This window comes from Eubacterium sp. F2, from assembly GCF_046244355.1.
Lineage (GTDB): Bacteria > Bacillota > Clostridia > Peptostreptococcales > Anaerovoracaceae > Aminicella.
This window is the reverse complement of record NZ_CP176393.1, coordinates 2,101,811-2,126,382: the sequence shown is the minus strand read 5'-3', so window position 1 is coordinate 2,126,382 and position 24,572 is coordinate 2,101,811. Positions and strand designations below refer to the sequence as shown.

Below are 24,572 nucleotides of genomic sequence, written 5' to 3'. Positions count from 1 at the left end.
GGGGTAAATATCCTTTTTTTATGCTATACTTTTATACGTATCCTTTGGACAAAAAACAAAAGCAAGGGAAAAGGGCGGTTTTCATGCATTACCGAAGGCTGCCCGATCGATGGAATTGAAAGATCACCAATTGATTGGATTTATATATAGATGAAACGGCGGGAATAATAGTGTCGTTTTGAATATCACAGAATAAGTAAGAATGGAGTAGATGCACGATGGCATTTGACTATAAAGAGCTTGCGGAGCAGGCGGAGAAAGAGTACGAACGATGGATGAAGGAAACGGAGGATAACCCGAGATTTCACAGAGAGTTAGAGACGCTTTCCGGGAATCAAGCGGAAATAACGGATGCCTTTTACAAGCCCCTGCGTTTTGGAACTTCCGGACTTCGCGGAATCCTGGGGCCGGGAACCAACCGCATAAACCTGTATACCGTCAGAAGGACCACACAGGGACTTTCTGACTATCTGAACGAAACAAAAGAAAATCCGAGCGTCATTGTCTCCTACGACAGCCGCCGGCAGTCCCGCTTTCTTGCGGAAGAAACTGCGGCGGTGCTGAATGGAAACGGAATCCGGACCTGGATTTTCCGGGAACTGACTCCGGTCAGCGTTCTTTCCTACGCGGTCCGCGAGATGAGGGCGACGATGGGCGTCATGATCACCGCCAGCCACAACCCGAAGATCTACAACGGCTATAAGGTCTATAACAGTGAAGGCTACCAGGTGATCGGCGAAGAACCGGGAAATATCTTAAAGGCTATCGACCGCCTGGACTATTTTTCGGGAATAAAATATAAGAAGGATGGGGGAATTCAGAAAGTCCCGGGGAAAATCAAGGACAGCTTTGTCAGGAAAATTGCGGATGACTGGATGCCGCTTAATTCGGAGATGATGAATCATCTGAAGACTATTTACACCCCGCTGAACGGAACCGGCGCCCGTTATGTCCCGTCCGTATTTGACTGCATCGGCTATCTGAACCATACGATTGTCCGCGCGCAGGAATACCCGGATCCGGAGTTCACCACCTGTCCGGCACCGAATCCGGAGAAGATCCTGGCCTATGATGAAGGTTTCAAGGTTCTTGATCAGGAAGGAGGAGACATCATCATTGCAACGGACCCGGATGCAGACCGGGCAGGGGCAGCGCTTTATCACGACGGCATGCGGAGCATTTTAACCGGCAACCAGCTTGGTGTGCTCATGCTGGATTATCTTTGTCACATCCGCCCTCCGAGAGAGGACCAGTTCGTCGTAAAGAGCATTGCGACATCTCCGATGGTTTCCCTGATGGCGGAAAAATACGGATTCACCGTGATCAACACCCTGACCGGCTTCCGTTACATCGGAGATATTGTCAGCCGCCTGAAACAGGCAGGACAGGAGGACCGCTTCTACTTCGGCTTTGAAGAAAGCAACAGTTTTCTGATTTCTCCATTCCTCTGCGAGAAGGACGGAATCAGCGCTTCGGTTCTGATTGCAGAGGTCGCGGCTTTCCACAAGTCTCAGGGAAAGGATCTGGTGGACCGCCTGAACGAACTGTATCAGGAGTTCGGCATCTGCAGCGACAAGCAGAGAAGCTACACCTTCAGCGGCGCCAGGGGCCAGGAAACCATGAAAAAGATCATGCAGTATTTCCGGCAGAATGCATCCGAAAGATTCGGAGACCGCAGAGTGGAAAGACGCATCGATTACATGCATGAGGAAGGCTTTCCGAGCGCAGATGTGATGGAGTATGACTTTGACGACGGGAGCCGCCTGATTATCCGCCCGAGCGGAACAGAAGCCAAGCTGAAAGTCTATTCGTTTGAAACCTGCGATTTCTCCGGCGTCGAGCGCGAGGTGGTGCGGATTATTGAAAGATTTAAAGAGGTATAGTATACTAAAAGATGTACTGCCGCGCGGATAGAAAATGAGAATATCATTTCCGCGGGCGCAAACTTGAGAAGAAATAAAGAGGTAACAATCGATGGAAAAGTTAGGGTTGAATGAAATCAGAAAGATGTTCCGCGACTTTTACGTCAGTAAGGGACATTACCCGGGGAAGAGTGCATCTCTGATCCCGAAAAATGATAAGTCGCTGCTCATCATCAATTCCGGTATGGCTCCGCTGAAGCCGTATTTCCTTGGTGTGGAGACTCCGCCGAAGAAGAGAATGACGACATGCCAGAAGTGCATCCGTACAGACGATATCGACAATGTCGGAATCACCGCCCGTCACGGCACCTTCTTCGAGATGATGGGAAACTTTTCCTTTGGTGATTACTTTAAGGAAGAATCCCTGAACTGGGGATGGGAATTCCTGACAAAGGAACTGAAGATTCCGGAGGACAAGCTCTGGGCGACCGTATATCAGGACGATGATGAGGCTGTAGAAATCTGGAAGAAGATCGGCATGCCGGCAGAACGTATCGTCCGCCTGGGAAAAGACGACAATTTCTGGGAAATCGGTCTTGGTCCGTGTGGTCCGTGCTCGGAAATCTATTACGACAGAGGACCGGAATTCGGCTGCGGAAAGCCGGACTGCAAGCCGGGATGCGACTGCGACCGCTATATGGAGGTCTGGAACCACGTATTCTCCCAGTTCGACAAGCAGGAAGACGGAACATACAAGCCGATGGAGCATCCGAACATTGATACCGGCATGGGCCTTGAGAGAATCGCCTGTGTCATGCAGGGTACAGACTCCATCTTTGATGTCGACACTATCCGCCACATCCTGAACGGAGTCGTTGAAATGAGCGGTGTTCCGTATGAAGCAGGAAACCGCCAGAACGACATTTCCATCAGAATTGTAACCGACCATCTGCGCAGCATGGTCTTCATGATTGCAGACGGCATTCTGCCTTCCAACGAGAGCAGAGGATATGTCCTGCGCCGTATGATCAGAAGAGCTTCCCGCCACGGAAGACTCCTGGGAATTGAAGGGAAATTCCTGGCGAAGCTGGCAGACAGGGTTATTGAGATTTCCGGCGATGCCTATCCGGAACTCGTTCAGCAGCAGGATTACATCAAGCGTGTCATCACAACAGAAGAGAGCAAGTTTGAGGAAACCCTGGGACAGGGCACAGAGATCATCAACGGCTATATCGAGGACCTCAAGGCTGCCGGAAAGACGGTCATGGACGGTGAAGAAGCATTCAAACTGTACGATACTTATGGATTCCCGATTGAGCTGACCCAGGAGATCCTGGCGGACGCTGGAATGACCGCAGACGTTGAAGGCTTCCATAAGAATATGGAGGAACAAAAAGAACGCGCAAGAGCAGGACAGAAAGACACCTCCGGCGAAGCCTGGAAAGAAAAGGCCATGCCGAAGGATCTGCCGGACACCGAGTTCACCGGATACGATGAACTGCAGTCGGAAGCAGAAATTGCAGCGGTTTACGTTGACGGAGAGCCTGCTGAGAAGCTTTCCGAAGGAGACCGTGCAGACGTTTATCTCGACCGCACACCGTTCTACGCAGAAAGCGGCGGACAGGAGTACGATACAGGAAAAATCAGCTGCGGCGATTCTGTCATGAAGGTTCTGAACGTCCAGAAGAAGAACGGACTCTTCCGTCATGAGGTGGAAGTTCAGCAGGGCGAGTTTAAGAAGGGCCAGCGTGTATATGCTTCTGTTGATGCTGCGAGAAGACATGCAGGCGCAAGGAACCACAGCGCTACCCACCTTCTTCAGAAAGCACTGCAGGAAGTTCTCGGCGACCACGTCAAGCAGGCAGGATCCAAGAACAATGCAGATGAACTGCGTTTTGACTTTACGCACTTTGAGCCGATGACGGCAGAAGAACTTCAGAAAACAGAGGATCTGGTCAATGAAAAGATCCTGGAGTTCCTGCCGGTTGAGACCGAAGTTCTTCCGATTGAAGAGGCAAAGAAGAAACATGCCATGATGCTGTTCGACAGCAAGTACGGCGACAAGGTCAGAGTCGTCAGCATGGGCGGATGGAGCGTAGAGTTCTGCGCAGGCACACATGTACCGAACACCGGAATGATCGGCGCTTTCCATATCGTAAGCGAGAGCGGCGTAGCATCCGGCGTCAGAAGAATTGAAGCGGTAACCGGAATGGGTGTTCTGAAGAGAGCGGAGCATTTTGAAAAGCTGACCCGTGAGACTTCCGAGATCTTAAAGACCAAGCCGGAAGGTCTGGTAAAGAGAGCCGGAGAGTTCATGAGCGAGCTGAAGGATGCCGAGCATGAACTGGATGCCGTAAAAAAGGCCCAGATGGGAAGCGGTGCAGAAGATCTGCTGAAGAATGCGAAAGAGATCAACGGCGTCAAACTGGTAACCGGAAAGCTTGACGGCGCTTCCATCGACGACCTCAGAACCGCTGCGGATCAGATCAAGGCAGCAGGCGTTCCTTCTGTCATGGTCCTGGCATCTGTAAACGACGGAAAAGTGACGATGGTTGTCGGTGTAACCGATGATCTGACAGGCCGCTTCAATGCAGGAAAGCTGATCAAGCCGATTGCAAAAGAAGTGAAAGGCGGCGGCGGCGGAAAAGCCGATCTTGCCCAGGCCGGAGGAAAAGATCCGAGCGGTCTTGAGAATGCCTTCAAGACTGCGGAAGCCCTTATTTCATAAGGATTGCGGTATTTCAGCTTGCAGGAGGCAGGAAGGAATAGTATAATTATTTCAGGAGGATGAATTATGGACAGAAAGACAATTTTGTTTGATGCTGGAAAGACGCAGAAGAAGACAACGAAGCAGATTCTGGAGTCTGTATATGATGCTCTGGAAGAAAGGGGATATAACGGCATCGATCAGATGGTTGGATATATTTTGTCTGGCGATCCGTCCTACATTACGAGCCATAACAACGCCAGGCTGATGATCAGCAGAATCGACCGTGACGAGCTCGTAGAGGAGATCCTGAAGGAATATCTGCAAAAATAATTGGAACACCAGAATGGCAGGTTTTTTTGACCTGCCATTATTGTTTTTGAGGAGTGTATGAGAAAGATAGGTTTGGATGTCGGCGACCGCACGATCGGGGTCGCGGTAAGTGATCCGCTCGGAATCACCGCCCAGGGAGTTACGACGATTGAACGTGTCGGCATCAGAAAAGATGCCGGAAAAGTTCTGGATTACGTAAAGGAGTATGACTGTGATACGATCGTCATGGGACTTCCGCTGAGCTTAAACGGTGATGAGAGTGAGCAGACGCAGAAAATCCGGGATTTCCGGACTATGCTGGAAAACAAGATGAGAAGTACGGCGATGAAGGGAATCAGCATTGAATGGCAGGATGAACGCCTGACCACCGTTCAGGCGGAGCGTGTCCTGATCGATGCAGACCTGAGCCGGAAGAAGCGAAAAACTGTCATCGACAAGCAGGCAGCAGTGATTATTCTGCAGACCTGGCTGGACCAGCAGCCACGCGGATAGCAGCTTGCGCATCTTTTTTGTCAAAGCAGAAGAGCACGCAGGATGATATACAATATACAATTATGGTCAAGAGTATGGATTAGTATTGGGAGGGTATGAAGTACAATGAAAAAAGTTGGAATTATCATGGGAAGCGACAGTGATCTGCCGGTAGTTGAAAAAGCAGCAGCAGTTCTGGATGATCTTCAGGTTCCGTATGAAATGCACGTTTATTCTGCACACAGAACGCCGGATGAGACCAGAGAATTCGCTGAACATGCAAAGGAAAACGGATTCGGAGTCATTATCTGCGCGGCAGGAATGGCTGCACATCTGGCAGGCGTAGTCGCTGCATCAACGACCCTTCCGGTCATTGGAATTCCGATCAAGTCAACGGTTGAAGGCATGGATGCGCTTCTGGCTACCGTCATGATGCCAAGTGGTATTCCGGTTGCAACCGTTGCCATTAACGGAGCCAAGAACGCTGGTTACCTTGCCGCGGAAATGATCGCGATCAGTGATCCGGATCTGGCAGTCCGCCTTGACAAGGCTCGTGAAGAAGGAAAATTAAACGTCCTGAAGAAGAACGCGGCAGTAGAAGAGAAATTTAATCATTAAAGGTTAAAGATATATCGTATTTTGATTTTAGAAACAGGGAGACGCGGATGAGTAATTTACATGAAGAATGCGCAGTATTCGGCATCTACGGGCAGCATACAGAGGATGTTGCCAGAACCGTCTACTACGGATTGTACGCGCTGCAGCACAGGGGGCAGGAAGGCTGCGGCATCGTTGTGAATGACGATGGCCTCTTTTCCACCTACAAGGACAGGGGACTGGTCAGCCAGGTGTTCAACAAACAGAACCTGAGTTCGCTGGGCCTGGGCCAGGCGGCGATCGGACACTGCCGCTATGGCACAACCGGTTCCGGGGACAGAAATAACGTCCAGCCGATTGTGGTCAACCATCATAAGGGCAGAATGGCAATCGCTCACAACGGAAATCTGGTTAATGCTTTTGAGCTCCGTCAGGAACTGGAGCTTCAGGGTTCGATTTTCCATACGACTTCAGATACGGAAGTCATTGCCTATGTGATCACCAAGGAAAGAATCGAGTGCGGTTCCATCGAGGAGGCCGTCAGCCATGCGATGGATAAGATCGACGGCGCTTACTCGCTGATCATCATGTCGCCGGCAAAGATGCTTGCTGCACGTGATCCGTACGGATTCCGCCCGCTCTGTTTCGGAAAGCGCGAGGATGGAACCTATGTTGCGGCATCAGAAACCTGTGCTTTAGATGCAATCGGCGCAACCTACATCAGGGACGTGGAGCCTGGCGAGATCGTTGTCTTCGATGGAACGGAAGTCAGAAGCATAAAGACGCACTGCAAGGAAAAGCCGCATAAAATGTGCATTTTTGAGTATCTGTACTTTGCCCGTCCGGACTCAGTTATCGAGGGAAAGAGCGTCCATGAGGCGAGAGTCCGCGCAGGATCGCTTCTGGCCATGGAGCATCCGGTAGAGGCGGATGTGGTTGTCGGCGTTCCGGATTCAGGTCTGGACGCTGCCATCGGATATTCCAAGCAGTCCGGCATTCCTTACGGAATGGGATTTATCAAGAATAAATATATTGGAAGAACCTTTATCGCCCCGGGACAGAAAAACCGTGAAGATAAGGTCAGAATCAAGCTGAATGCGATTTCCCAGACCCTGAAGGGGAAGCGGGTTGTTCTGGTGGATGATTCCATTGTAAGAGGAACCACCATCACCCGTATTGTCCGTTTGGTCAGAAACGCCGGCGCCAAGGAAGTCCACGTTCGTTCTTCCGCGCCTCCGTTCACAGACCCTTGCTATTACGGAACGGATGTCGATTCCAAGGATAATCTGATCGCCTGTCAGCATCCTCTCGACAAGATCGCTGAAGTCATCGGCGCGGACAGTGTCGGATACTTGAGCGTCGATCATCTGAATATGGTGATCGGAACGGAGCCGGGAGAGGGATTCTGCTCCAGCTGCTTTGGAACACCGTATCCTACGGCTGTTCCGACCGGACAGAAGGACCGCTTCGAAGGCAAGATTTCTGCCAGCGAAAGGAAAAAAGAAAAAGAAATCGAACGTAAAGAAAACAGCTATGACATGTATCTCAGAAATGACTAAACAGGAGGAAGTTCATGACGAAGAAGAGTTTCAGTGAAAGTTATAAAGAGGCGGGCGTAGATATCACCGCCGGTTACAAATCCGTAGAGCTCATGAAACAGTACATCGCCAGAACCAAGGCCTTTGGAGATACGGACGATGTCGGCGGATTCGGCGGCCTGTTCCATCTGGATATGAAGGACCTGAAAGATCCTGTTCTGGTCAGCGGAACAGACGGTGTCGGAACCAAGCTGAAAATTGCCTTCCTTATGGATAAGCATGACACAGTCGGAATCGACTGCGTTGCCATGTGCGTAAACGATATTATCTGTGTCGGCGCAAAGCCGCTGTTCTTCCTGGACTACATTGCCTGCGGAAAGAACTATCCGGAAAAAATTGCGCAGATCGTTAGCGGTGTTGCAGAAGGATGCGTCCAGTCTGAAGCCGCTCTGATCGGAGGAGAAACGGCAGAAATGCCGGGATTCTATCCGGAAGATGAGTACGACCTGGCAGGATTTGCAGTCGGCGTGGTCGACAAATCCAAGGTTCTGGACAAAACTTCCATCAAGGAAGGAGACGTCATGATTGCTCTTCCGTCTTCCGGTGTGCACTCCAACGGATTCTCCCTTGTCAGGAAGGTTTTTGACGTAGAAAACGCAGACCTGAAGAAGCCTCTGGAAAGCCTGGGCGGAAAGAGTCTGGGAGAGACGCTGCTCACTCCGACCAAGATTTACGTAAAGCCGATGCTGCATGTCTTCGACAAGGTGCAGGTCAAGGCAGTTTCCCACATCACCGGAGGCGGATTCTACGAGAATATCCCAAGAAGCCTTCCGGACGGATACGGCGTAAAGATCCAGAAGAAGGATGTTAAGGTTCTTCCGATTTTCGAACTGCTTCAGAAGGAAGGAAATATTCCTGAGCGTGATATGTTTAATACCTACAACATGGGTGTCGGCATGACCTTCGTGGTTTCTTCTGAAGAGGCAGACGCTGCTCTTGCTGCCGCGAAAGAAGCAGGAGAAGATGCGTACGTTTTGGGCGAGATCGTGAAGTCTGACGAAGAGAGCGTGATCTTATGCTAGAGAAGACAAAAGTTGCCGTACTGGTTTCCGGAGGCGGAACCAATCTGCAGGCCATTATCGATGCTGAGAAAAGTGGAATCATAAAGGATGGAGAGGTCGTCCTGGTGGTTTCCAGCAGCAGGAAGGCCTATGCCCTTCAGAGGGCAGAGAAGAACGGCATTAAAGCTGTTTACGCAAAAAATGAAGAAGAAATCCTCGCTGCGCTTGAAGAAGCCGGCGCTGAGCTGATTGTCCTTGCAGGATTTTTGAAAATCCTGAGTAAGGACTTCATCAGAAAATATGAGAACCGCATCATCAACATTCATCCGTCGCTGATTCCTTCCTTCTGCGGGAAGGGTGCCTACGGACTGCATGTTCATGAGATGGCGCTGGATTATGGCGTCAAGGTTACAGGCGCAACCGTCCATTATGTCAATGAGATTCCGGACGGCGGAAAAATCATCGCTCAGAAGGCTGTTGAAATTCAGGACGGAGATACTCCGGAGATCCTGCAGAAGCGTGTCATGGAGCAGGCAGAATGGATTCTGCTCCCGAGAGCCGTTCAGCAGATTTCCGCAGAAATTCGGAAGGGGAAAGAGAATGACAACAATTAAGCATCCATATGAGGCATTTCCGGCAGCGCATTTCCTGGACGGAAATCCATACCCGGGAAGAGGAATTATCGCGGGCCTGACGAAAAACGGGAAGGCGGCCATTGCCTATTTCATTATGGGACGTTCAGAGAACAGCAGGAACCGCGTATTTGTAAAAGAAGGAGATGATGTCAGAACGAAGGCTTACGATGAGTCGAAGCTGGAAGATCCGTCCCTGATCATCTACTATCCGGTAAGAACAGTGGGAAAGACTCTGGTGGTCACAAACGGAGACCAGACCGACACCGTTGCGGATCTCTGCAAAGGCGAGTCTGACCTTGACAGCGGAATTTTTGCCAAAGCACTGAGAACCCGCCAGTTCGAGCCGGACGGACCGAACTGGACACCGAGAATCAGCGCGATTCTGGACCTTTCCGGGAAGGAGCCTTTCCGCTACGACATGAGCATTCTGAAGAGCTCCGACCCTGAAGGAAGCGGAAACATCCGCAATTTCTTTGAATATGACGGAATTCCGGGAGAAGGCCGTTTTATCCATACCTATCAGACGGACGGATCTCCGATCCCGACCTTCATGGGTGAGCCGGACAGAGTGGAAATTCCAGACGATCTCGACGCATTTACGGATGAAATCTGGAGCAGCCTGAATGAGGCCAACAAGATTTCCCTGTATGTCCGCTTCACGGATCTGAAGACGGGAGAATATGAGGACCGCCTGATCAATAAACATTGCTAATTCGCGCAGAAACAGGAGGAGATAGAGAGATGAAAGAATTTGCCCTGAAATACGGATGTAATCCGAACCAGAAGCCGGCAAGGATTTTCATGGCGGACGGAAGCGAACTTCCGGTAGAGGTAGTCAACGGACGCCCGGGATACATTAATTTCCTGGATGCGCTGAACAGCTGGCAGCTCGTGCATGAACTGAAAAACAGCCTGCATCTGCCGGCGGCAGCTTCCTTCAAGCACGTCAGCCCGACCTCTGCGGCAGTCGGAATTCCGATGGACGAGAAACTGAAGAAAGCCTGCTTTGTTGATGATATGGAGGGTCTGGACGATTCCCCTCTGGCAACGGCCTACGCAAGAGCAAGAGGAACAGACAGAATGTCTTCCTTCGGCGACTGGGCGGCCTTAAGTGATGTCTGCGACGTTGAAACGGCACGTCTTCTGAAGCGCGAGGTTTCCGACGGCGTCATCGCTCCGGGATTCACTCCGGAAGCTCTGGAGATCCTGAAGCAGAAGAAGAAGGGAAATTACAACATCGTAAAGATCGACCCGGATTATGTTCCTGAAGAGCTTGAGAGAAAGCAGGTCTTCGGCATCACCTTTGAGCAGAAGAGAAACGACTACACCGTCAAGCCTGAGGATTTCACCAATATCGTGACAAAAAACAAAGAGATCCCGGAAGCAGCAAGAAGAGACCTGGTTGTTGCCCTGATCACACTGAAATACACACAGTCCAACTCTGTTGCTTACGCACAGGACGGACAGGCCATCGGAGTCGGCGCCGGACAGCAGTCCAGAATTCACTGCACACGTCTGGCCGGACAGAAGGCAGACTACTGGCATATGCGCCAGTCTGACCGTGTTCTGAATCTGCCGTTTAAGGATGACCTGAGAAGAGCAGACAGAGATAATACGATTGATATTTACCTCGGAAATGAATATATGGACGTTCTGAGAGACGGAGAGTGGCAGAAGTGGTTCACCGAGCAGCCAAAGCCGTTTACAGAAGAAGAAAAGAGAGAATACCTGGACTCCATTTCCGGAGTTGCTCTCGGATCCGATGCCTTCTTCCCGTTCGGAGACAACATCGAAAGAGCACATAAGAGCGGCGTAAGCTATATCGCAGAGCCAGGAGGCTCCATCAGAGATGACCATGTCATCGATACCTGTGATAAATACGGAATGGCCATGGCCTTCACCGGCATGCGCCTGTTCCATCATTAATCCGAAAAATCAGGGAGCAGATATTGATTCTGCTCCCGCGTTATAAACTGAGTATTAATTTAAAAGGATGGGGGATTAACAGTGGTTGATAAGATCATGGTCGTCGGCGGCGGCGGAAGAGAACATGCCATTATTAAGAAACTGAAGGAAAGCCCGAATGCAGGAAAAATTTACTGCCTTCCGGGAAATGCCGGAATCGCAAAGGACGCAGAGTGCGTTCCGATCGGAGCAGAAGACCTTGACGCAATCGTCGATTTTGCCGTAAAGGAAAAAATCGACTATGCAGTCGTCGCTCCGGATGATCCGCTGGTCATGGGACTTGTAGACCTTCTGCAGGAAAAGGGCATTCCGTGCTTCGGACCAAATAAGAAGGCTGCGATCATCGAGGGGAGCAAGGCATTCTCCAAGGACCTGATGAAAAAGTATCATATCCCGACCGCACAGTTTGAGACCTTCACCGAGATGGACAAAGCTCTGGACTATGTAAAGACCTGCAAAGTGCCGGTTGTCGTCAAGGCAGACGGTCTGGCAAAGGGAAAGGGCGTTCTGATCTGCGAAAGCAGAGAAGATACAGAAAATGCGGTTAAGGAGATGATGCAGGACCAGAAATTCGGAAAGAGCGGCACAACCGTGGTAATCGAGGAATCCCTGGAAGGTCCGGAAGTATCCGTTCTTTCCTTTACCGACGGAAATACAGTGATTCCGATGGTTTCTTCCATGGACCACAAACGTGCCTTTGATGGAGACAAGGGTCTGAATACCGGCGGAATGGGAACGATCGCCCCGAACCCGTATTATACCGAAGACATCGCGAAGACCTGCATGGAGGAAATCTTCCTTCCGACCATCAAGGCCATGAATGAAGAGGGAAGAAGCTTCAAGGGCTGCCTCTACTTCGGCCTCATGCTGACCAAGGACGGCCCTAAGGTCATCGAGTACAACTGCCGCTTCGGCGATCCGGAGGCGCAGGTTGTTCTTCCGCTTCTGGAAGGGGATCTCTTAGACATCATGATGCACACAACAGACGGAACACTGGATCAGGCAGACTTTCATTTTGCTGATGATGAGGCAGCCTGCTGCGTCATTATGGCGACGAAGGGTTATCCGGAGCATTATGAGAAGGGATTCAGACTCGATATTCCAGATGACCTTGAAAATGTCTATGTTGCCGGCGCCAGGAAAGGTGAAAACGGTGAACTGCTGTCTGATGGAGGCCGTGTATTAGGCGTTACCGCAAGAGCAGCGACACTTCCTGAAGCCATCGACAGCGCCTACGCGCAGGTAAAAAGAATCGGATTCCCGGACGGATTCTATCGTCACGATATCGGTCAGAGAGCGTTAGCCGCATTGAAAGGAGAAGCACGCTAAATGGTATACAGAGTTTATGTAGAAAAGAAGCCGCAGTTTGCCAATGAGGCAAAGGGAATTCTCAAGGAAGCAAAAGAGCTTCTGCAGATCGAAGGTCTGGACAAGGTTCGTGTCATCAACCGTTATGACGCAGAAAATCTTTCTGAAGAGCTTTTTGAAAACGCGGTAAACACCGTCTTCTCCGAGCCGCAGGTTGACCTGGTATACAGAGATCTGACGATTGACCCTGAAGACAAGGTATTTGCGATTGAGTATCTTCCGGGACAGTTCGACGCGAGGGCAAACTCCGCTGCCGAGTGTATCCAGCTGATTTCAAGAGCGGACCGCCCGACCATTAAAACGGCAAAGGTGTTTATCCTGTCCGGATCCGTCAGCGATGAGGATGTTGACAGACTGAAGAAATACATCATCAACCCGGTAGAAGCAAGAGAAGCTTCCCTGAAGACCTATGACACCCTGAAGGTCAATGTACAGATCCCGACAACGGTGGAAACACTCACCGGTTTCGACGAGTATACAGGCGAGCAGCTGCAGGAGTTCCTGACCTCACACGGTCTGGCTATGGACCTTGCTGATCTGGCTTTTGTCCAGGAATACTTCAAGAAAGAGCAGCGTGACCCGACGATCACAGAGATCCGTGTCATCGATACCTACTGGTCTGACCACTGCCGCCACACCACCTATAACACGACTCTGGACAGCGTAAAGTTTGAGGATGAGGAGATCCAGAAGACTTATGAAGAGTACCTGGAGTCCAGGAAAGAGATCAACCGAAAGAAGCCGGTAAACCTGATGGATATCGGCACAATCGCAGCCAAGGTTCTCCGTCAGCGCGGCATGCTGGATAAGCTTGACGCGTCTGAAGAAATCAACGCCTGCACCATCAAGATCGACGTTGATGTTGAAGGAAAGACAGAGAAATGGCTGCTGCTGTTTAAGAACGAAACCCACAACCATCCGACAGAAATCGAGCCGTTCGGAGGCGCTGCAACCTGCATCGGAGGAGCGATCAGAGACCCGCTGTCAGGAAGAAGCTACGTTTACGCGGCTATGCGAGTAACCGGCGCGGCGAACCCGCTCACTCCGGTTTCCGAGACCATGGAAGGCAAGCTTCCACAGAGAAAGATCGTCACGACTGCGGCAGACGGATACAGCTCCTACGGAAACCAGATCGGACTTGCAACCGGTCAGGTCGATGAGCTCTATCATCCGGGATACGCGGCAAAACGAATGGAAGTCGGCGCGGTTATCGCGGCTGCTCCTCAGGAGAATGTAAGACGTGAGCGCCCGGTACCGGGTGATGTGGTTATCCTGCTGGGAGGACGCACTGGCCGCGACGGAATCGGAGGAGCAACCGGTTCTTCAAAGAAGCACAATGTCGATTCTCTGGAAAAGGACGGTGCTGAGGTTCAGAAGGGAAATGCTCCGGAAGAGAGAAAACTGCAGAGACTGTTCAGAAATCCGGAAGCATCCAAGATGATCAAGCGCTGCAACGACTTCGGTGCAGGCGGTGTATCTGTTGCCATCGGAGAGCTGGCAGACGGACTGGACATCAACCTGGACAAGGTCACAAAGAAATACGCAGGTCTGGACGGAACGGAGCTCGCAATTTCTGAGTCTCAGGAGAGAATGGCAGTCGTCGTCGCAGCAGAAGACGCAGACCGCTACATCGAGCTTGCCCACAGCGAGAACCTGGAGGCTACCGTTGTCGCTGTCGTTAAGGAAAATCCGTATCTGACCGAGAAATGGAATGGCGAAACGATCGTCAACATTTCCAGAGCCTTCCTGGATACAGACGGTGTAGAAAAGCACATCGACGTTGAAGTTCCAAAGCGCGGAGACTATCAGAGAAAGGCAGCAGGAGACTTCACGAAAGAGTATAAGAAGATGGCGTCTGATCTGAACGTCTGCTCCAAGAGAGGACTTTCCGAGGAATTTGACTCTACCATCGGTGCGGGAACGGTTCTGATGCCGTTTGGCGGAAAGTACCAGAGAACGCCGCTTCAGGCGATGGTTCACCTGATTTCTGTTGAGAAGAAGCATACAGACACTGTATCTGCCATGGCTTACGGATTTAACCCGATGATTTCCTCTGCAAGCCCGTATGACGGTGCATATCTTGCGGTTATTGAGTCCATTTCCAAACTGATTGCAGCAGGCGCATCCTTCAAGGATACTTACCTGAGCTTCCAGGAATATTTCGGAAAGCCGGGCAATGTTCCTTCCCGCTGGGGCGCTCCGATGGCAGCCATGCTCGGCGCATATAAGGCGCAGATGGGCATGGGCGCTGCGGCAATCGGCGGCAAGGACTCCATGAGCGGAACCTTTGAAACTCTGGATGTGCCGCCGACACTGATTTCCTTTGCGGTTACCACCGACAAGGCAGAGCATATCATTTCACCGGAGTTCAAGAAGGCCGGAGATGATGTCATTCTGCTTGTTCCGGAGATCGGAAAAGACGGACTTCCAGACTGTGAATCCCTCAAGAGCCTGTACGAGAAGGTCAACAAGCTGATCGTTGATAAGACCGCCTGCGCGGCATACACACCGGGTTACGGCGGAATCGCCGAGGCTGTTCTGAAGATGGCCATGGGTAACGAGATCGGATTCGCTTACGGAGACGCCGTTTCCAAGGATCAGATCTTCGGTTACTGCTACGGCGGATTCCTTCTGGAAGTTCCGGCAGGAACTAAGGTTGACGGCGCTGTTCTTCTCGGAAAGACAACCGAAGAGAAGACCATCACCGGCTTTAACGAGACCATTCAGCTTTCTGACCTCTGCGATCTCTATGAGAGCAAGCTCGAGCCGGTTTACCGCTGCAACATCGAGACCGAGGAAGGTGACACCGAGGCCTTTAACTTTGAGGCAAAAGAAACCCTCCACGCGAATATCAAGACAGCAGCTCCTAAGGTGCTGATCCCGGTATTCCCTGGAAACAACTGCGAGTACGACTCCGCAAAGGCATTTGCTGATGCAGGAGCTGATCCGGAGCAGTTCATCATCAACAACCTGACTTCCGAGAACGTTGGAAGAAGTGTAGAGCAGTTCGCTGAGAAGATCCGCCAGGCACAGATGATCTTCATTCCGGGCGGTTTCTCCGGAGCAGACGAGCCGGATGGATCCGGAAAGTTCATCACTGCCTTCTTCAGAAACGCAGAAATCAAGGAAGCGGTTACCGAACTTCTGGAGCAGCGTGACGGTCTGATGGCCGGAATCTGCAACGGATTCCAGGCTCTGGTAAAGCTGGGTCTTGTTCCTTACGGAAAGATCACAGAGGCCGATGCAGACAGCCCGACCTTGACCTTCAACACCATCGGACGCCACCAGTCCAAGCTGATCCGGACCAGAATCGCATCCAACAAGTCCCCGTGGCTGGCAAAGTGCAAGCCGGGTGAGATTTACACCTCCCCGATTTCCCACGGAGAAGGACGCTTCATCGCACCGGAGAGCCTGATTAAGAAGATGGCTGAAAACGGACAGATCGCGACACAGTACGTTGATCTCGACGGAAATGTCTCCTTCGACATTCAGTACAACCCGAACGGCTCTATGAACGCCATCGAGGGAATCACATCCCCGGACGGAAGAGTCTTCGGAAAGATGGCTCACTGCGAGCGTAAAGGACCGTATCTGTATAAGAATGTACCGGGCACATTTGACCTTCACATGTTCGAATCTGCCGTTGAGTACTTCAAATAAGGCTGTCAGATCTGAGGGAAATTTTACCGTATAAAGACAATTGAACAGGCCGCGGATTCCGGCGGAAAAATCCGGAAGACGCGGTCTGTTTTCTGCTGTTATCTGTTTTTTCTTCATTCAGAAGACGGGCAGGCGCTGCATGAATCCCGGATACGCAGAAAAACGCGGCTCCGCCCGGCATGGCAGAAACAGGAAATTCACGTAGAAGAATGTATATATAGAAAGGAAGAAAATAGATTTATGGAAACGTCCTACCGGCGCAACATCTCAAAAGGTATTATCTATACAATTGTCTCTTCGCTCGGATTCGCGCTGATGACCTTCTGCGTAAAAGGAGCAGGCGATCTTCCGACCATGGAGAAGGCGTTTTTCCGAAATGCCGTTGCGGCCGTTATCGCATCCGTTACCATTATGAGGATGCCCGGGCCGGGAAGATTCAAGACCAAAAAAGAAACCCGCGTAGGACTTCTTCTCCGCGCATTGTTTGGAACGCTTGGCATGATCGCCAACTTCTGGGCCATTGACCGCCTGGGCCTGGCCGATTCCAATATCTTAAACAAGATGTCGCCGTTTTTTACGATCATCGCGTCGGTATTTCTCCTGAAGGAAAAGCCGACAAAGCTGGACAATGCGCTGGTCGCTCTTGCCTTTGCCGGGACGATTTTTGTCATCAAACCCTCCGGAGGAATGGCGGCGATTCCGGCCCTGGTCGGCCTCTTCAGCGGGTTTTCCGCCGGCATGGCCTACGCCTTCCTGCGCCTGATCACCAATAAAGGCGAGCGCTCCACCGTCGTCGTTTTCTATTTTTCCTTCCTGTCCTGTCTGTCCTGCATCCCATTCATTCTGGCGGACTTCAAGATGCCGACCATGCATCAGTTCCTCTGGCTGATCGGAACCGGCGCCTCCGCCGCCGTCGGACAGTTCGGCGTCACCGCCGCCTATAAATACGCGCCGGCCAAGGACGTCTCGGTATTCAACTATTCACAGGTTTTGTTTTCCGCGCTTCTCGGATTCCTGTATTTCCATGAAGTCCCGGACCTTCTGAGCTGGACCGGCTACATCATCATCATCGGCGCCGCTGCCCTGAAGTGGAAGAATGAGAGCAGCTTCATCCGCGCCCAGAAAGAAGAGCGGAAGAAGCGCCAGCTGAATAAGATCACCGGACAAAAGAAAAACCAGCAAGAAAAATAACCGGGTCTGAAGCCTGCTCCTCTTGTGAGAAACTGCTGAATAAGCGGTTTCCATGAGGGGAGTTTTTGTTATGATTTAAACGCTCTTCTGCGGTGTAATTATAATAAAGTATGAAATAAACACAGGAGGTAAGTATGATGAAAAAAGATATGGGTGTTCAGCCGCTTCTCACACCGATGCCGGTTCTGATGATTGCGACTTACGGAGATAATGACAAGGTTGATGTCATGAACATGGCATGGGGCGGAATCTGCGGGTCCAGCCAGGTGGTCCTGAATATCAGTGCTGACCACAAGACCACAGAAAACCTGAAAAAGCGCGGCGCATTCACACTCAGCGTTGCGGACTACGCGCATATGAAGGAATCCGATTTCTTCGGAATCGCTACAGGGAACAAGATGGCAGATAAATTTGAAAGAAGCGGCATGCATGCGGTAAAGAGCAGCCGTGTCGATGCCCCGGTCATTGAGGAGTATCCGATCACACTGGAGTGCAAGGTTGATGAAATCGTAGAAGGTAAAACCTGCCTGCATGTATATGGCGACATTCTGAATGTCCTCGCCGATGAGAGTGTTCTGGATGAAAAGGGAAACATCGACATCACCAGGGTTGATCCGATTGTTTTCGATACCTTCGGAAGAAACTACTTCCGCCTCGGAGACAAGGCCGGAAAGGCATGGGGCGAAGGCGTAGAACTTACGAAGTAAAAGCCCGTTTTCCCTTGGAATTTACACATTGCAAGCCGTGCTGTCACAGCGAATCTGCCTGTGGAAAGCACGGCTTTCTTGTGCTAAGATAAATTTTGTCCCAGAATAACTGCTGACGGCGGGATGAGATATCCTGCCGGAAAACAATCAAATGACTGAACTGGCAGGCGGCTCTGCTGCATAAGAGCGGACCGGATTATGCCAGGCTGAAAAGGAGAGACTATGGAATTCAGTGAGCAGATTAAAAAAATCAGGAAAGACAATCATCTGACGCAGGAGGAGTTTGCGAAACGCGTAAATGTCACGCGTCAGGCGGTATCCAACTGGGAGAATGACAGAAATCTTCCGGATATTGAGACCCTGATTGTGATTGCGCAGGAATTTCAGCTCTCTCTTGATGAGCTTATTCTGGGAGGAAAAGAAGATATGAATAAGATGACGGAAAAACTGATTAAGGATGGAAATGAAGGAAGACGGGCGAAAATGAATCTGGTATCCACCGTGATCGGCGGGGTGCTGATGCTGATGGGGGCGATGTGTCTGTTCATCAAGGCTAACTCCGTGGAGTACATCGACAGGCACGGAATCCTGCATGAGAATTTCTACCTGATTCCGACGGGATTCCTGTTTCTGTTTGTCGGCGCAGTTGTCATTCTGACCAGCTGCATCGTGTTTGCGGTGAAGCGGGCGAGGGAGAAGAGGTAGACTTCCTTAGCCCTGCCTATCCATGTAAAGATGAGAAATGTTATCCTTTGCCGCCGGGTGATGTCCGTGGCATTTTCAATTCATTCACAGGTCTATAGTGAATACAAATACTATGGAGGCTATCTATTCCACAGCGTTATTGGACGATCCTGCCGAACACTCTTAAAATGAAGATATAGAATTGATTGAATATTAGCGGATGTTTTCTGCCGGGAAATAAGATGAGCAGACGATCCGATATTATTTGTATTTCACAGTTTTCAAGGTGCAGACTTTATGTTTTCTTCCGGAGCCATCCATGCGGCGGAAGGGGCAGCAAGTCTGCAGGGGCGCACGGATACGCAGGAGGATGCCATGGATTATGAGGAATTGAAACAGAAAATAGCGGAGCTTCCGCCGGAAACGATGACGAATGCGGAACGCGGGCAGAAGTATGCAGCAGGAGAAATGGTGGACCACATTCCCTTTTCCCTTCAGAGTAATGAAGAAGCGATGACGGATATTTTCGGTTATACGACGGCGCAGAGTCTGGATGGTACGAAAGTCATGATCGATGTGCTGAAGCGCCGGAAAGAGGAATTCGGAATTGAGGGAATCAAGGTCGGTCTGCGTCTGAGAACAGTTGGACAGGCCGTCGGTTCAGCGATGCATTTTCCTGAAGTCGGCATTGATTCGGTAGAAAAATTTGTCCTTGACCAGCCGGATTTTTCAGGGCTGGATGAAATCCTGAAAAATGACCCCTACACAAATCCGCTCTACCAGTCCATGCTGCAGCGCTGCAGGGAGCTGAAGGACGCCTTTCCGGATATGGGAGTCAACACCGTTGTCGCCGGTCCGATTACTACAGCCGCGGCCATCCGGCCGATTGAGCTGGTTTTACGAGATACGATGAAACATAGGGACAAGCTCTCCGATCTTCTGAACTTCTGCGTCGATCACTCTCTGGCCTGGGTGGATATGATGGTAAAGGAATTCGGCAGCATGCCCTGCGGAATCTGTGACCCGGTGTCCTGTGCGGACATTTTCAGCCCGCGGCAGTATGAGCAGTTTTCAGAGCCCTATCTTACCCGCCTGATCGATGGACTATACGAGATTACCGGAAGAAAGCCGGGCCTCCACATCTGCGGAAAGACGCATCCGCTCTGGTCACACATGCTGAATCTGAACATCGCCAGTTACAGCGTTGACAATTCAGAAGATCTGGAGAAGGCCAAGGAAATTCTGGGAAATAAATATATGCTGGTCGGAAATGTCGCACCGGTCGACGTCGTGCTTAACGGGACCATCGACGAAGTCATCGACACATGCCGCGAATGTCTCAGGAAGGGCGCAGACAGCCCGATGGGATACACCCTTGGTACCGGCTGTCAGGTGCCGATCGGAACGAAGCGGAAGAATTTTGACGCATTCATCTATGCCGCAAGAAAGTACGGCCGCGGCGCACAGAAAGGCCGGCTCCCTCAGGGCCTTGAGGATTAAATTCAGCGTTTCATCCTCCTTCTGCTATAGTAAATGAAGAAACAGGGAAGGCATCCCAGAGCGCAGCAAGAGCAGGAGGGCGCCCGATATAGAAAGGCAGCAGATAAGGAAAGGGCAGACTATGACAGAACGGAATGCAGGCTATACACAAGAGGAAAAACAGCAGGAGGAGAAGACCGCCCGGGAGATCCTCTCCGAAGCAAGAAAGCGGATTCTCATGCAGGAGCGTTCTCTGGACAGCGCGATTTTCTCCATTCATCCGGCGCCGGCGCCTTCAGAAGTGACCGAAGACTACATGCTGGACGGGGAGATTTTTCAGTACAATCCGGCGCATGTGATTTCTTCCTTCCGTCAGAATGAGCATGCCGTCAGCAGAGCCTTCCTGCACGCCCTTCTTCACGTCCTGTTTCTTCATCCCTTTGCCGCCCGGACCGACGATCCTGCGCTCTGGAATCTGTCCTGTGACATCGCCGCGGAAGGGATCATCCTGTCCCAGCATAAGGCCTGCTTTTCCCTGGAGAAGGACCAGAAAGAGCAGAAAATCATCGATCAGATCTATGATCAGGCCGGAATGCTGACTGCAGAGCGAGTTTACCGCCATCTTCTCCGGCATACCTGGACAAAAGAAAAACGCAAGGAAGCAGCCCTTTTGTTCCACCAGGACACGCATGACAGCTGGTACACGAACCGGATGCTCAGAGATCTTCTTAAAAGCCAGATGAGTGCGATAAGTAATTACGGTGAAGCTTATTCAGAGGCTTACGGAAATTCCAGCAGGACAGAAAATCTAATGGAAAGCATGGAGTTATCTGCTTTTCCGCCGGAAGAACAGAAGAATCTTTCCGCATCAGATTCTTCTGCCGGAGGCCTGAAAAATCTTTCTTCCGGTCTGCAGTACGGATCTTCGGATCTTCCATATCCACTTCAGTATCTTGAAAAAGACCGGGAATCACTCGTCAGCACCTGGACCCGCCGGTCCGACTATGTTTTGTCGAGACTGGAAAAAGGAAGCTCCGGAAGAAGCGGGGAAGCGGGATGGCTGATGCAGGAACTAAGGGAGGTGAAGCGGAAGCCTGCGGATTACCGGGACTTTCTCCGGAAGTTCGCAAGGCAGGCGGATACCGTGAAACCGAGCATGGATGAATTTAATCCGATTCTGTATACATACGGCCTTCAGCTCTACGGAAATCTTCCGCTGATCGAGGAGTCAGAGACGTCGCGGAAAAAGAAGATTTCGGAATTCATCATTGCGGTGGATACGTCCGGGTCGACGGCAGGAAGCCTGGTGCAGGAATTTCTCCGGCAGACTTGTGATATACTGATGGATAAGGAATTATTTTCTGAGCGGATGAACCTGCACATTCTGCAGTGTGACGCAGCCATCCAGGAAGTGATGGTCATCCGTCATAAAAGCGAGATTGAGCAGGCGGTGAAGCAGATTCATGTCAAAGGCCTGGGGGGAACGGATTTCCGGCCGGTCTTCTCTTATGCGGAACAGATGAAACGGGAAGGGAAAATCACGCACCTTCAGGGGCTTTTGTATTTTACGGACGGGCGCGGCGTGTATCCAAAGAAAAAGCCGGACTTTAAAACGGCTTTTGTCTTTCTGCGAAATGAACTGGACGCGCCAAAGCTTCCGCCCTGGGCATATAAAGTGATTTGGGAGCAGAAATGAACATCAGTGAAGCAGAAAAACAGTTAAAATACGCGGCAGAGTGTTATCTGGAAAAAGACCAGGACGGGGAGTACATCATTCCGCTGGAAGAGCAGCGTCCGCTGTTTCTTTACGGGCCGCCGGGAATCGGAAAAACAGCTATTGCCGCGCAGGCGGCGGAAGAACTTCATCTCGGGTTTCTTTCCTATTCTCTGACGCATCACACCCGGCAGACGGCGCTGGGACTTCCCTTCATCACGGAGAAGCGGTATCAGGGGAAAACGGTGAAGATCTCTTCCTATACCATGAGTGAAATCGTCGCATCCGTTTATGATCTGATGGAGGAAACCGGCATTAAAGAAGGAATCCTTTTCCTGGATGAGCTGAACTGCGTGTCTGAGACACTGGCTCCTGCCATACTCAGATTCCTGCAGTTTAAAGAGTTCGGGCAGTATAAGATTCCGGAGGGCTGGGTGATTGTGACCGCAGGAAATCCGACGGAGTACAATGCAGGAGCCAGAAACTTTGATCTGGTAACCTTGGACAGGGTGAAGAAAATCACCGTGGAGCCGGATTATTCGGCCTGGCGGACCTATGCCGTGCGTCATGGCGTCCATCCCCTGGTTTTGTCGTATTTAGACACGAGGAAGGAAGATTTTTACTCAGTTGAGACGACGGTGGACGGAACGGAATTTGTGACAGCCAGAGCCTGGATGGACCTTTCCACTATGCTGAAACTGTATGAAAAGAAGCATTTTCCGGTGGACGAAAACCTGATCATGCAGTATGTGCAGAACGAACGGATTGCAAGGTCCTTTGCGTCCTACTGTGATCTGTTTTATGAATATAAGCGGGTGTATCCGGTGGACGATATTCTGCGGGGCAGGGAAGACGAGGAGACTGTACGGAGGGCGCATGACGCGTCGCTGGACGAACGGCTTGTCCTCTTGCAGCTGATTTTTGACCGGATGAAGGAGCCGCTCAGGGAAATCTACAGACGCCGAAGCGGAATCAGGGACCTGGAGAGGAGGATCAAGCAGGCTGTCGGTCAGCCGTCCAGGCACCGCTATGGAGAAATGATCAATATCCTGCAGGATCTGGCTGCGGAGCTTTCCGACACGCTGGAACAGGCGCGGAAATCCGGCTCTTCTTCAGAAGAAGAGCAGAAAATTACCCGTAGTGAAATCCGTCTTCTGACGGCCTGGGTGAAGGAGCTGCTCCATGAAGGTTCCGAGCGCGGCCGCGACGACAAGGGCAGTGTCGCCGGAAAGCTGATCGCAGACAGGATGAACGAGCAGCTGCACGAACTGAAGCAGAAAATTGAAACATCCAGAGGGAATCTGGAGCATGTGTTCCAGTTCTGCGAGAAGGCCTTCGGGCTTTCCCATGAGATGCTGATCCTCGTCACTGAGCTCACCGCGGACTTCTACTGCGCCGATTTCATCCGCCATTACGGATGTCCGGCTTACGATGAATACAGCGAGAAGCTGCAGTTCACCGGCCGGCGGACCCAGATCAGAAAAGACCTGCAGGAGATGTCTGCGCAGGATGCGCCAGAGACTCAGAAGTCTGGAGAGACAAAACACTCCCCGCAGGAAGATGAAGATAGGGAACAGTAATGGATATGAACAGACGAGAAATCGATGACAGGTTAACAGAAAGCCGGGATCAGGCAGCGGGAGCTGCGCAGAAGGAATTCCCGGGTCCTCGCGATTTCGCGCGGGTAGAAGGGAAAGAAAGGAAAAATCCGGCTTCTGCTGCGCAGATTTACCGTGTTCCGGCCGGGGAAAAGCGCCTGGACGCGGAATCCCTGCATATGCATCCCCAGGCCCGGCAGGCAGAGATCATTATCCTTCCAGATTCGCTTAAGGAAATTGGAAATTTCTGCTTTTCCGGATATCATGAACTGGAAGAGGCCGTATTTCCGGCCTCTCTTTTTAAGATGGGACGAGGCGTGTTTCAGCATTGCTGGCATCTGAAGAGGGCCGTTCTTCCTTCCGGAACGGTCTATTTAGATGACCAGTTCTTCTACGGCTGCGGGAATTTAAAGGAGCTGTTCGTCCCGTCTTCCGTTGAAGAGATCAGCCGGGACGCGCTGAGAAGCTGCAGCCGTCTGAAGAGGGTTTCTGTTTCTGATGGGAGGTTTCCGGATTATCCCCGCCGGGTACAGCAGCTCGCGGCCTTTACGCTGATGGAGACAGAAGACTGCGGAAATTGGGAAACACTGTCTTCCGCTCATCCCAATGCCGCAGAATATATTATAAAGCGTTCCCGGGGGCTGATGGATATTGCCATTGCGGGAAACCATCCTGAGGCTGCTTCTTTTCTGCTTCAGAATATGGATTACAGCGGAGAGGATCTGCAGGACTTTTCTAGACGGGCGAATGAAGAGGGAAGGACAGAGATCATGGCGCTGCTTCTGAGGGAGATCGGACGGAGAGATGACGGCAGGGTCGATGATGGTGAAGAGGAAATGTTCAGCTGGTAGGGAGTGAGGTGTCAATATAACGTTGACTTGTCTGTAGAAAATACTCGTATTTGGTGGCATAATGACAATATTCGAAACAATTAATTAGTATGATGTTTGTTGTATCAAATTGGAAGGTGGTGCAGACACACTGCTTTCAATTTGGTTTTTA

Annotated in this window: 19 protein-coding genes; all 19 read left to right on the top strand. The window is 51.1% G+C overall.

Features of this window, described 5'->3' with window-relative positions; all coding sequences use genetic code 11:
- Positions 1–218: 218 nt before the first annotated feature.
- The 19 genes from ACI77B_RS09235 to ACI77B_RS09145 all read left to right on the top strand — a co-directional run bounded on the left by ACI77B_RS09235 (position 219) and on the right by ACI77B_RS09145 (position 24,421).
- Positions 219–1,883, top strand: coding sequence for a phospho-sugar mutase (locus tag ACI77B_RS09235; RefSeq protein ID WP_409336547.1), 1,665 nt, complete (start codon positions 219–221; stop codon positions 1,881–1,883).
- Between the two features lie 91 nt (positions 1,884–1,974).
- Positions 1,975–4,590, top strand: coding sequence for an alanine--tRNA ligase (gene alaS, locus ACI77B_RS09230; RefSeq protein WP_409336546.1), 2,616 nt, complete (start codon positions 1,975–1,977; stop codon positions 4,588–4,590).
- Between the two features lie 66 nt (positions 4,591–4,656).
- The gene (locus tag ACI77B_RS09225; RefSeq protein ID WP_409336545.1) at positions 4,657–4,902 is read left to right on the top strand and encodes an IreB family regulatory phosphoprotein; all 246 of its coding nucleotides are present in this window, start codon (positions 4,657–4,659) and stop codon (positions 4,900–4,902) included.
- A 57-nt stretch (positions 4,903–4,959) separates the two neighbouring features.
- A complete protein-coding gene (gene ruvX, locus ACI77B_RS09220; RefSeq protein WP_409336544.1) occupies positions 4,960–5,394 on the top strand; it encodes a Holliday junction resolvase RuvX in 435 nt (144 codons plus the stop codon).
- Positions 5,395–5,499: 105 nt separating this feature from the next.
- Entirely contained in the window at positions 5,500–5,991 is a 492-nt protein-coding gene (purE, locus tag ACI77B_RS09215) for a 5-(carboxyamino)imidazole ribonucleotide mutase (protein WP_409336543.1), read from the top strand.
- Between the two features lie 47 nt (positions 5,992–6,038).
- The gene (gene purF / locus ACI77B_RS09210; RefSeq protein ID WP_409336542.1) at positions 6,039–7,529 is read left to right on the top strand and encodes an amidophosphoribosyltransferase; all 1,491 of its coding nucleotides are present in this window, start codon (positions 6,039–6,041) and stop codon (positions 7,527–7,529) included.
- 14 nt (positions 7,530–7,543) lie between these two features.
- Positions 7,544–8,590: a phosphoribosylformylglycinamidine cyclo-ligase gene (gene purM, locus ACI77B_RS09205; protein ID WP_409336541.1), complete on the top strand. Its 1,047-nt coding sequence runs from the start codon at positions 7,544–7,546 to the stop codon at positions 8,588–8,590.
- On the top strand, positions 8,584–9,183 hold the full coding sequence (purN, locus tag ACI77B_RS09200) for a phosphoribosylglycinamide formyltransferase (RefSeq protein WP_409336540.1): 600 nt from the start codon (positions 8,584–8,586) through the stop codon (positions 9,181–9,183). The genes purM and purN overlap by 7 nt, the downstream gene beginning before the upstream one ends.
- On the top strand, positions 9,170–9,916 hold the full coding sequence (locus ACI77B_RS09195; RefSeq protein ID WP_409336539.1) for an IMP cyclohydrolase: 747 nt from the start codon (positions 9,170–9,172) through the stop codon (positions 9,914–9,916). Before purN ends, ACI77B_RS09195 begins: the two co-directional genes overlap by 14 nt.
- 29 nt (positions 9,917–9,945) lie before the next feature.
- Positions 9,946–11,130, top strand: a complete 1,185-nt coding sequence (locus tag ACI77B_RS09190; RefSeq protein ID WP_409336538.1) for a phosphoribosylaminoimidazolecarboxamide formyltransferase — start codon at positions 9,946–9,948, stop codon at positions 11,128–11,130.
- An 81-nt stretch (positions 11,131–11,211) separates the two neighbouring features.
- Entirely contained in the window at positions 11,212–12,498 is a 1,287-nt protein-coding gene (gene purD, locus ACI77B_RS09185; RefSeq protein WP_409336537.1) for a phosphoribosylamine--glycine ligase, read from the top strand.
- Entirely contained in the window at positions 12,499–16,197 is a 3,699-nt protein-coding gene (locus tag ACI77B_RS09180) for a phosphoribosylformylglycinamidine synthase (protein ID WP_409336536.1), read from the top strand.
- A gap of 240 nt (positions 16,198–16,437) precedes the next feature.
- On the top strand, positions 16,438–17,388 hold the full coding sequence (locus ACI77B_RS09175) for a DMT family transporter (RefSeq protein ID WP_409336535.1): 951 nt from the start codon (positions 16,438–16,440) through the stop codon (positions 17,386–17,388).
- Positions 17,389–17,522: 134 nt separating this feature from the next.
- Entirely contained in the window at positions 17,523–18,095 is a 573-nt protein-coding gene (locus ACI77B_RS09170; RefSeq protein ID WP_409336534.1) for a flavin reductase family protein, read from the top strand.
- A gap of 222 nt (positions 18,096–18,317) precedes the next feature.
- Positions 18,318–18,800 (top strand): DUF3955 domain-containing protein, encoded by a 483-nt coding sequence (locus tag ACI77B_RS09165; protein ID WP_409336533.1) that lies wholly within the window; start codon positions 18,318–18,320, stop codon positions 18,798–18,800.
- Between the two features lie 276 nt (positions 18,801–19,076).
- Positions 19,077–20,279, top strand: a complete 1,203-nt coding sequence (locus ACI77B_RS09160) for a uroporphyrinogen decarboxylase family protein (RefSeq protein ID WP_409336532.1) — start codon at positions 19,077–19,079, stop codon at positions 20,277–20,279.
- Between the two features lie 121 nt (positions 20,280–20,400).
- Complete coding sequence (locus ACI77B_RS09155) at positions 20,401–21,954, top strand: VWA-like domain-containing protein (protein ID WP_409336531.1); 1,554 nt, start codon at positions 20,401–20,403, stop codon at positions 21,952–21,954.
- On the top strand, positions 21,951–23,552 hold the full coding sequence (locus ACI77B_RS09150) for an ATP-binding protein (protein WP_409336530.1): 1,602 nt from the start codon (positions 21,951–21,953) through the stop codon (positions 23,550–23,552). The genes ACI77B_RS09155 and ACI77B_RS09150 overlap by 4 nt, the downstream gene beginning before the upstream one ends.
- Positions 23,553–23,557: 5 nt before the next feature.
- On the top strand, positions 23,558–24,421 hold the full coding sequence (locus ACI77B_RS09145) for a leucine-rich repeat domain-containing protein (protein ID WP_409336529.1): 864 nt from the start codon (positions 23,558–23,560) through the stop codon (positions 24,419–24,421).
- The last annotated feature ends 151 nt before the right edge of the window (positions 24,422–24,572 follow it).

Bases quoted from the DNA above. Each gene is read 5' to 3' on its own strand.
- ACI77B_RS09145 (WP_409336529.1), top strand. From the start codon at position 23,558: ATGAACAGACGAGAAATCGATGACAGGTTAACAGAAAGCCGGGATCAG.
- ACI77B_RS09170 (WP_409336534.1), top strand. From the start codon at position 17,523: ATGATGAAAAAAGATATGGGTGTTCAGCCGCTTCTCACACCGATGCCG.
- ACI77B_RS09235 (WP_409336547.1), top strand. From the start codon at position 219: ATGGCATTTGACTATAAAGAGCTTGCGGAGCAGGCGGAGAAAGAGTAC.
- ACI77B_RS09190 (WP_409336538.1), top strand. From the start codon at position 9,946: ATGAAAGAATTTGCCCTGAAATACGGATGTAATCCGAACCAGAAGCCG.
- ACI77B_RS09180 (WP_409336536.1), top strand. From the start codon at position 12,499: ATGGTATACAGAGTTTATGTAGAAAAGAAGCCGCAGTTTGCCAATGAG.
- purM (WP_409336541.1), top strand. From the start codon at position 7,544: ATGACGAAGAAGAGTTTCAGTGAAAGTTATAAAGAGGCGGGCGTAGAT.
- ruvX (WP_409336544.1), top strand. From the start codon at position 4,960: ATGAGAAAGATAGGTTTGGATGTCGGCGACCGCACGATCGGGGTCGCG.
- ACI77B_RS09175 (WP_409336535.1), top strand. From the start codon at position 16,438: ATGGAAACGTCCTACCGGCGCAACATCTCAAAAGGTATTATCTATACA.
- alaS (WP_409336546.1), top strand. From the start codon at position 1,975: ATGGAAAAGTTAGGGTTGAATGAAATCAGAAAGATGTTCCGCGACTTT.
- ACI77B_RS09195 (WP_409336539.1), top strand. From the start codon at position 9,170: ATGACAACAATTAAGCATCCATATGAGGCATTTCCGGCAGCGCATTTC.
- purF (WP_409336542.1), top strand. From the start codon at position 6,039: ATGAGTAATTTACATGAAGAATGCGCAGTATTCGGCATCTACGGGCAG.
- ACI77B_RS09160 (WP_409336532.1), top strand. From the start codon at position 19,077: ATGTTTTCTTCCGGAGCCATCCATGCGGCGGAAGGGGCAGCAAGTCTG.
- ACI77B_RS09165 (WP_409336533.1), top strand. From the start codon at position 18,318: ATGGAATTCAGTGAGCAGATTAAAAAAATCAGGAAAGACAATCATCTG.
- purE (WP_409336543.1), top strand. From the start codon at position 5,500: ATGAAAAAAGTTGGAATTATCATGGGAAGCGACAGTGATCTGCCGGTA.
- purN (WP_409336540.1), top strand. From the start codon at position 8,584: ATGCTAGAGAAGACAAAAGTTGCCGTACTGGTTTCCGGAGGCGGAACC.
- ACI77B_RS09150 (WP_409336530.1), top strand. From the start codon at position 21,951: ATGAACATCAGTGAAGCAGAAAAACAGTTAAAATACGCGGCAGAGTGT.
- ACI77B_RS09225 (WP_409336545.1), top strand. From the start codon at position 4,657: ATGGACAGAAAGACAATTTTGTTTGATGCTGGAAAGACGCAGAAGAAG.
- ACI77B_RS09155 (WP_409336531.1), top strand. From the start codon at position 20,401: ATGACAGAACGGAATGCAGGCTATACACAAGAGGAAAAACAGCAGGAG.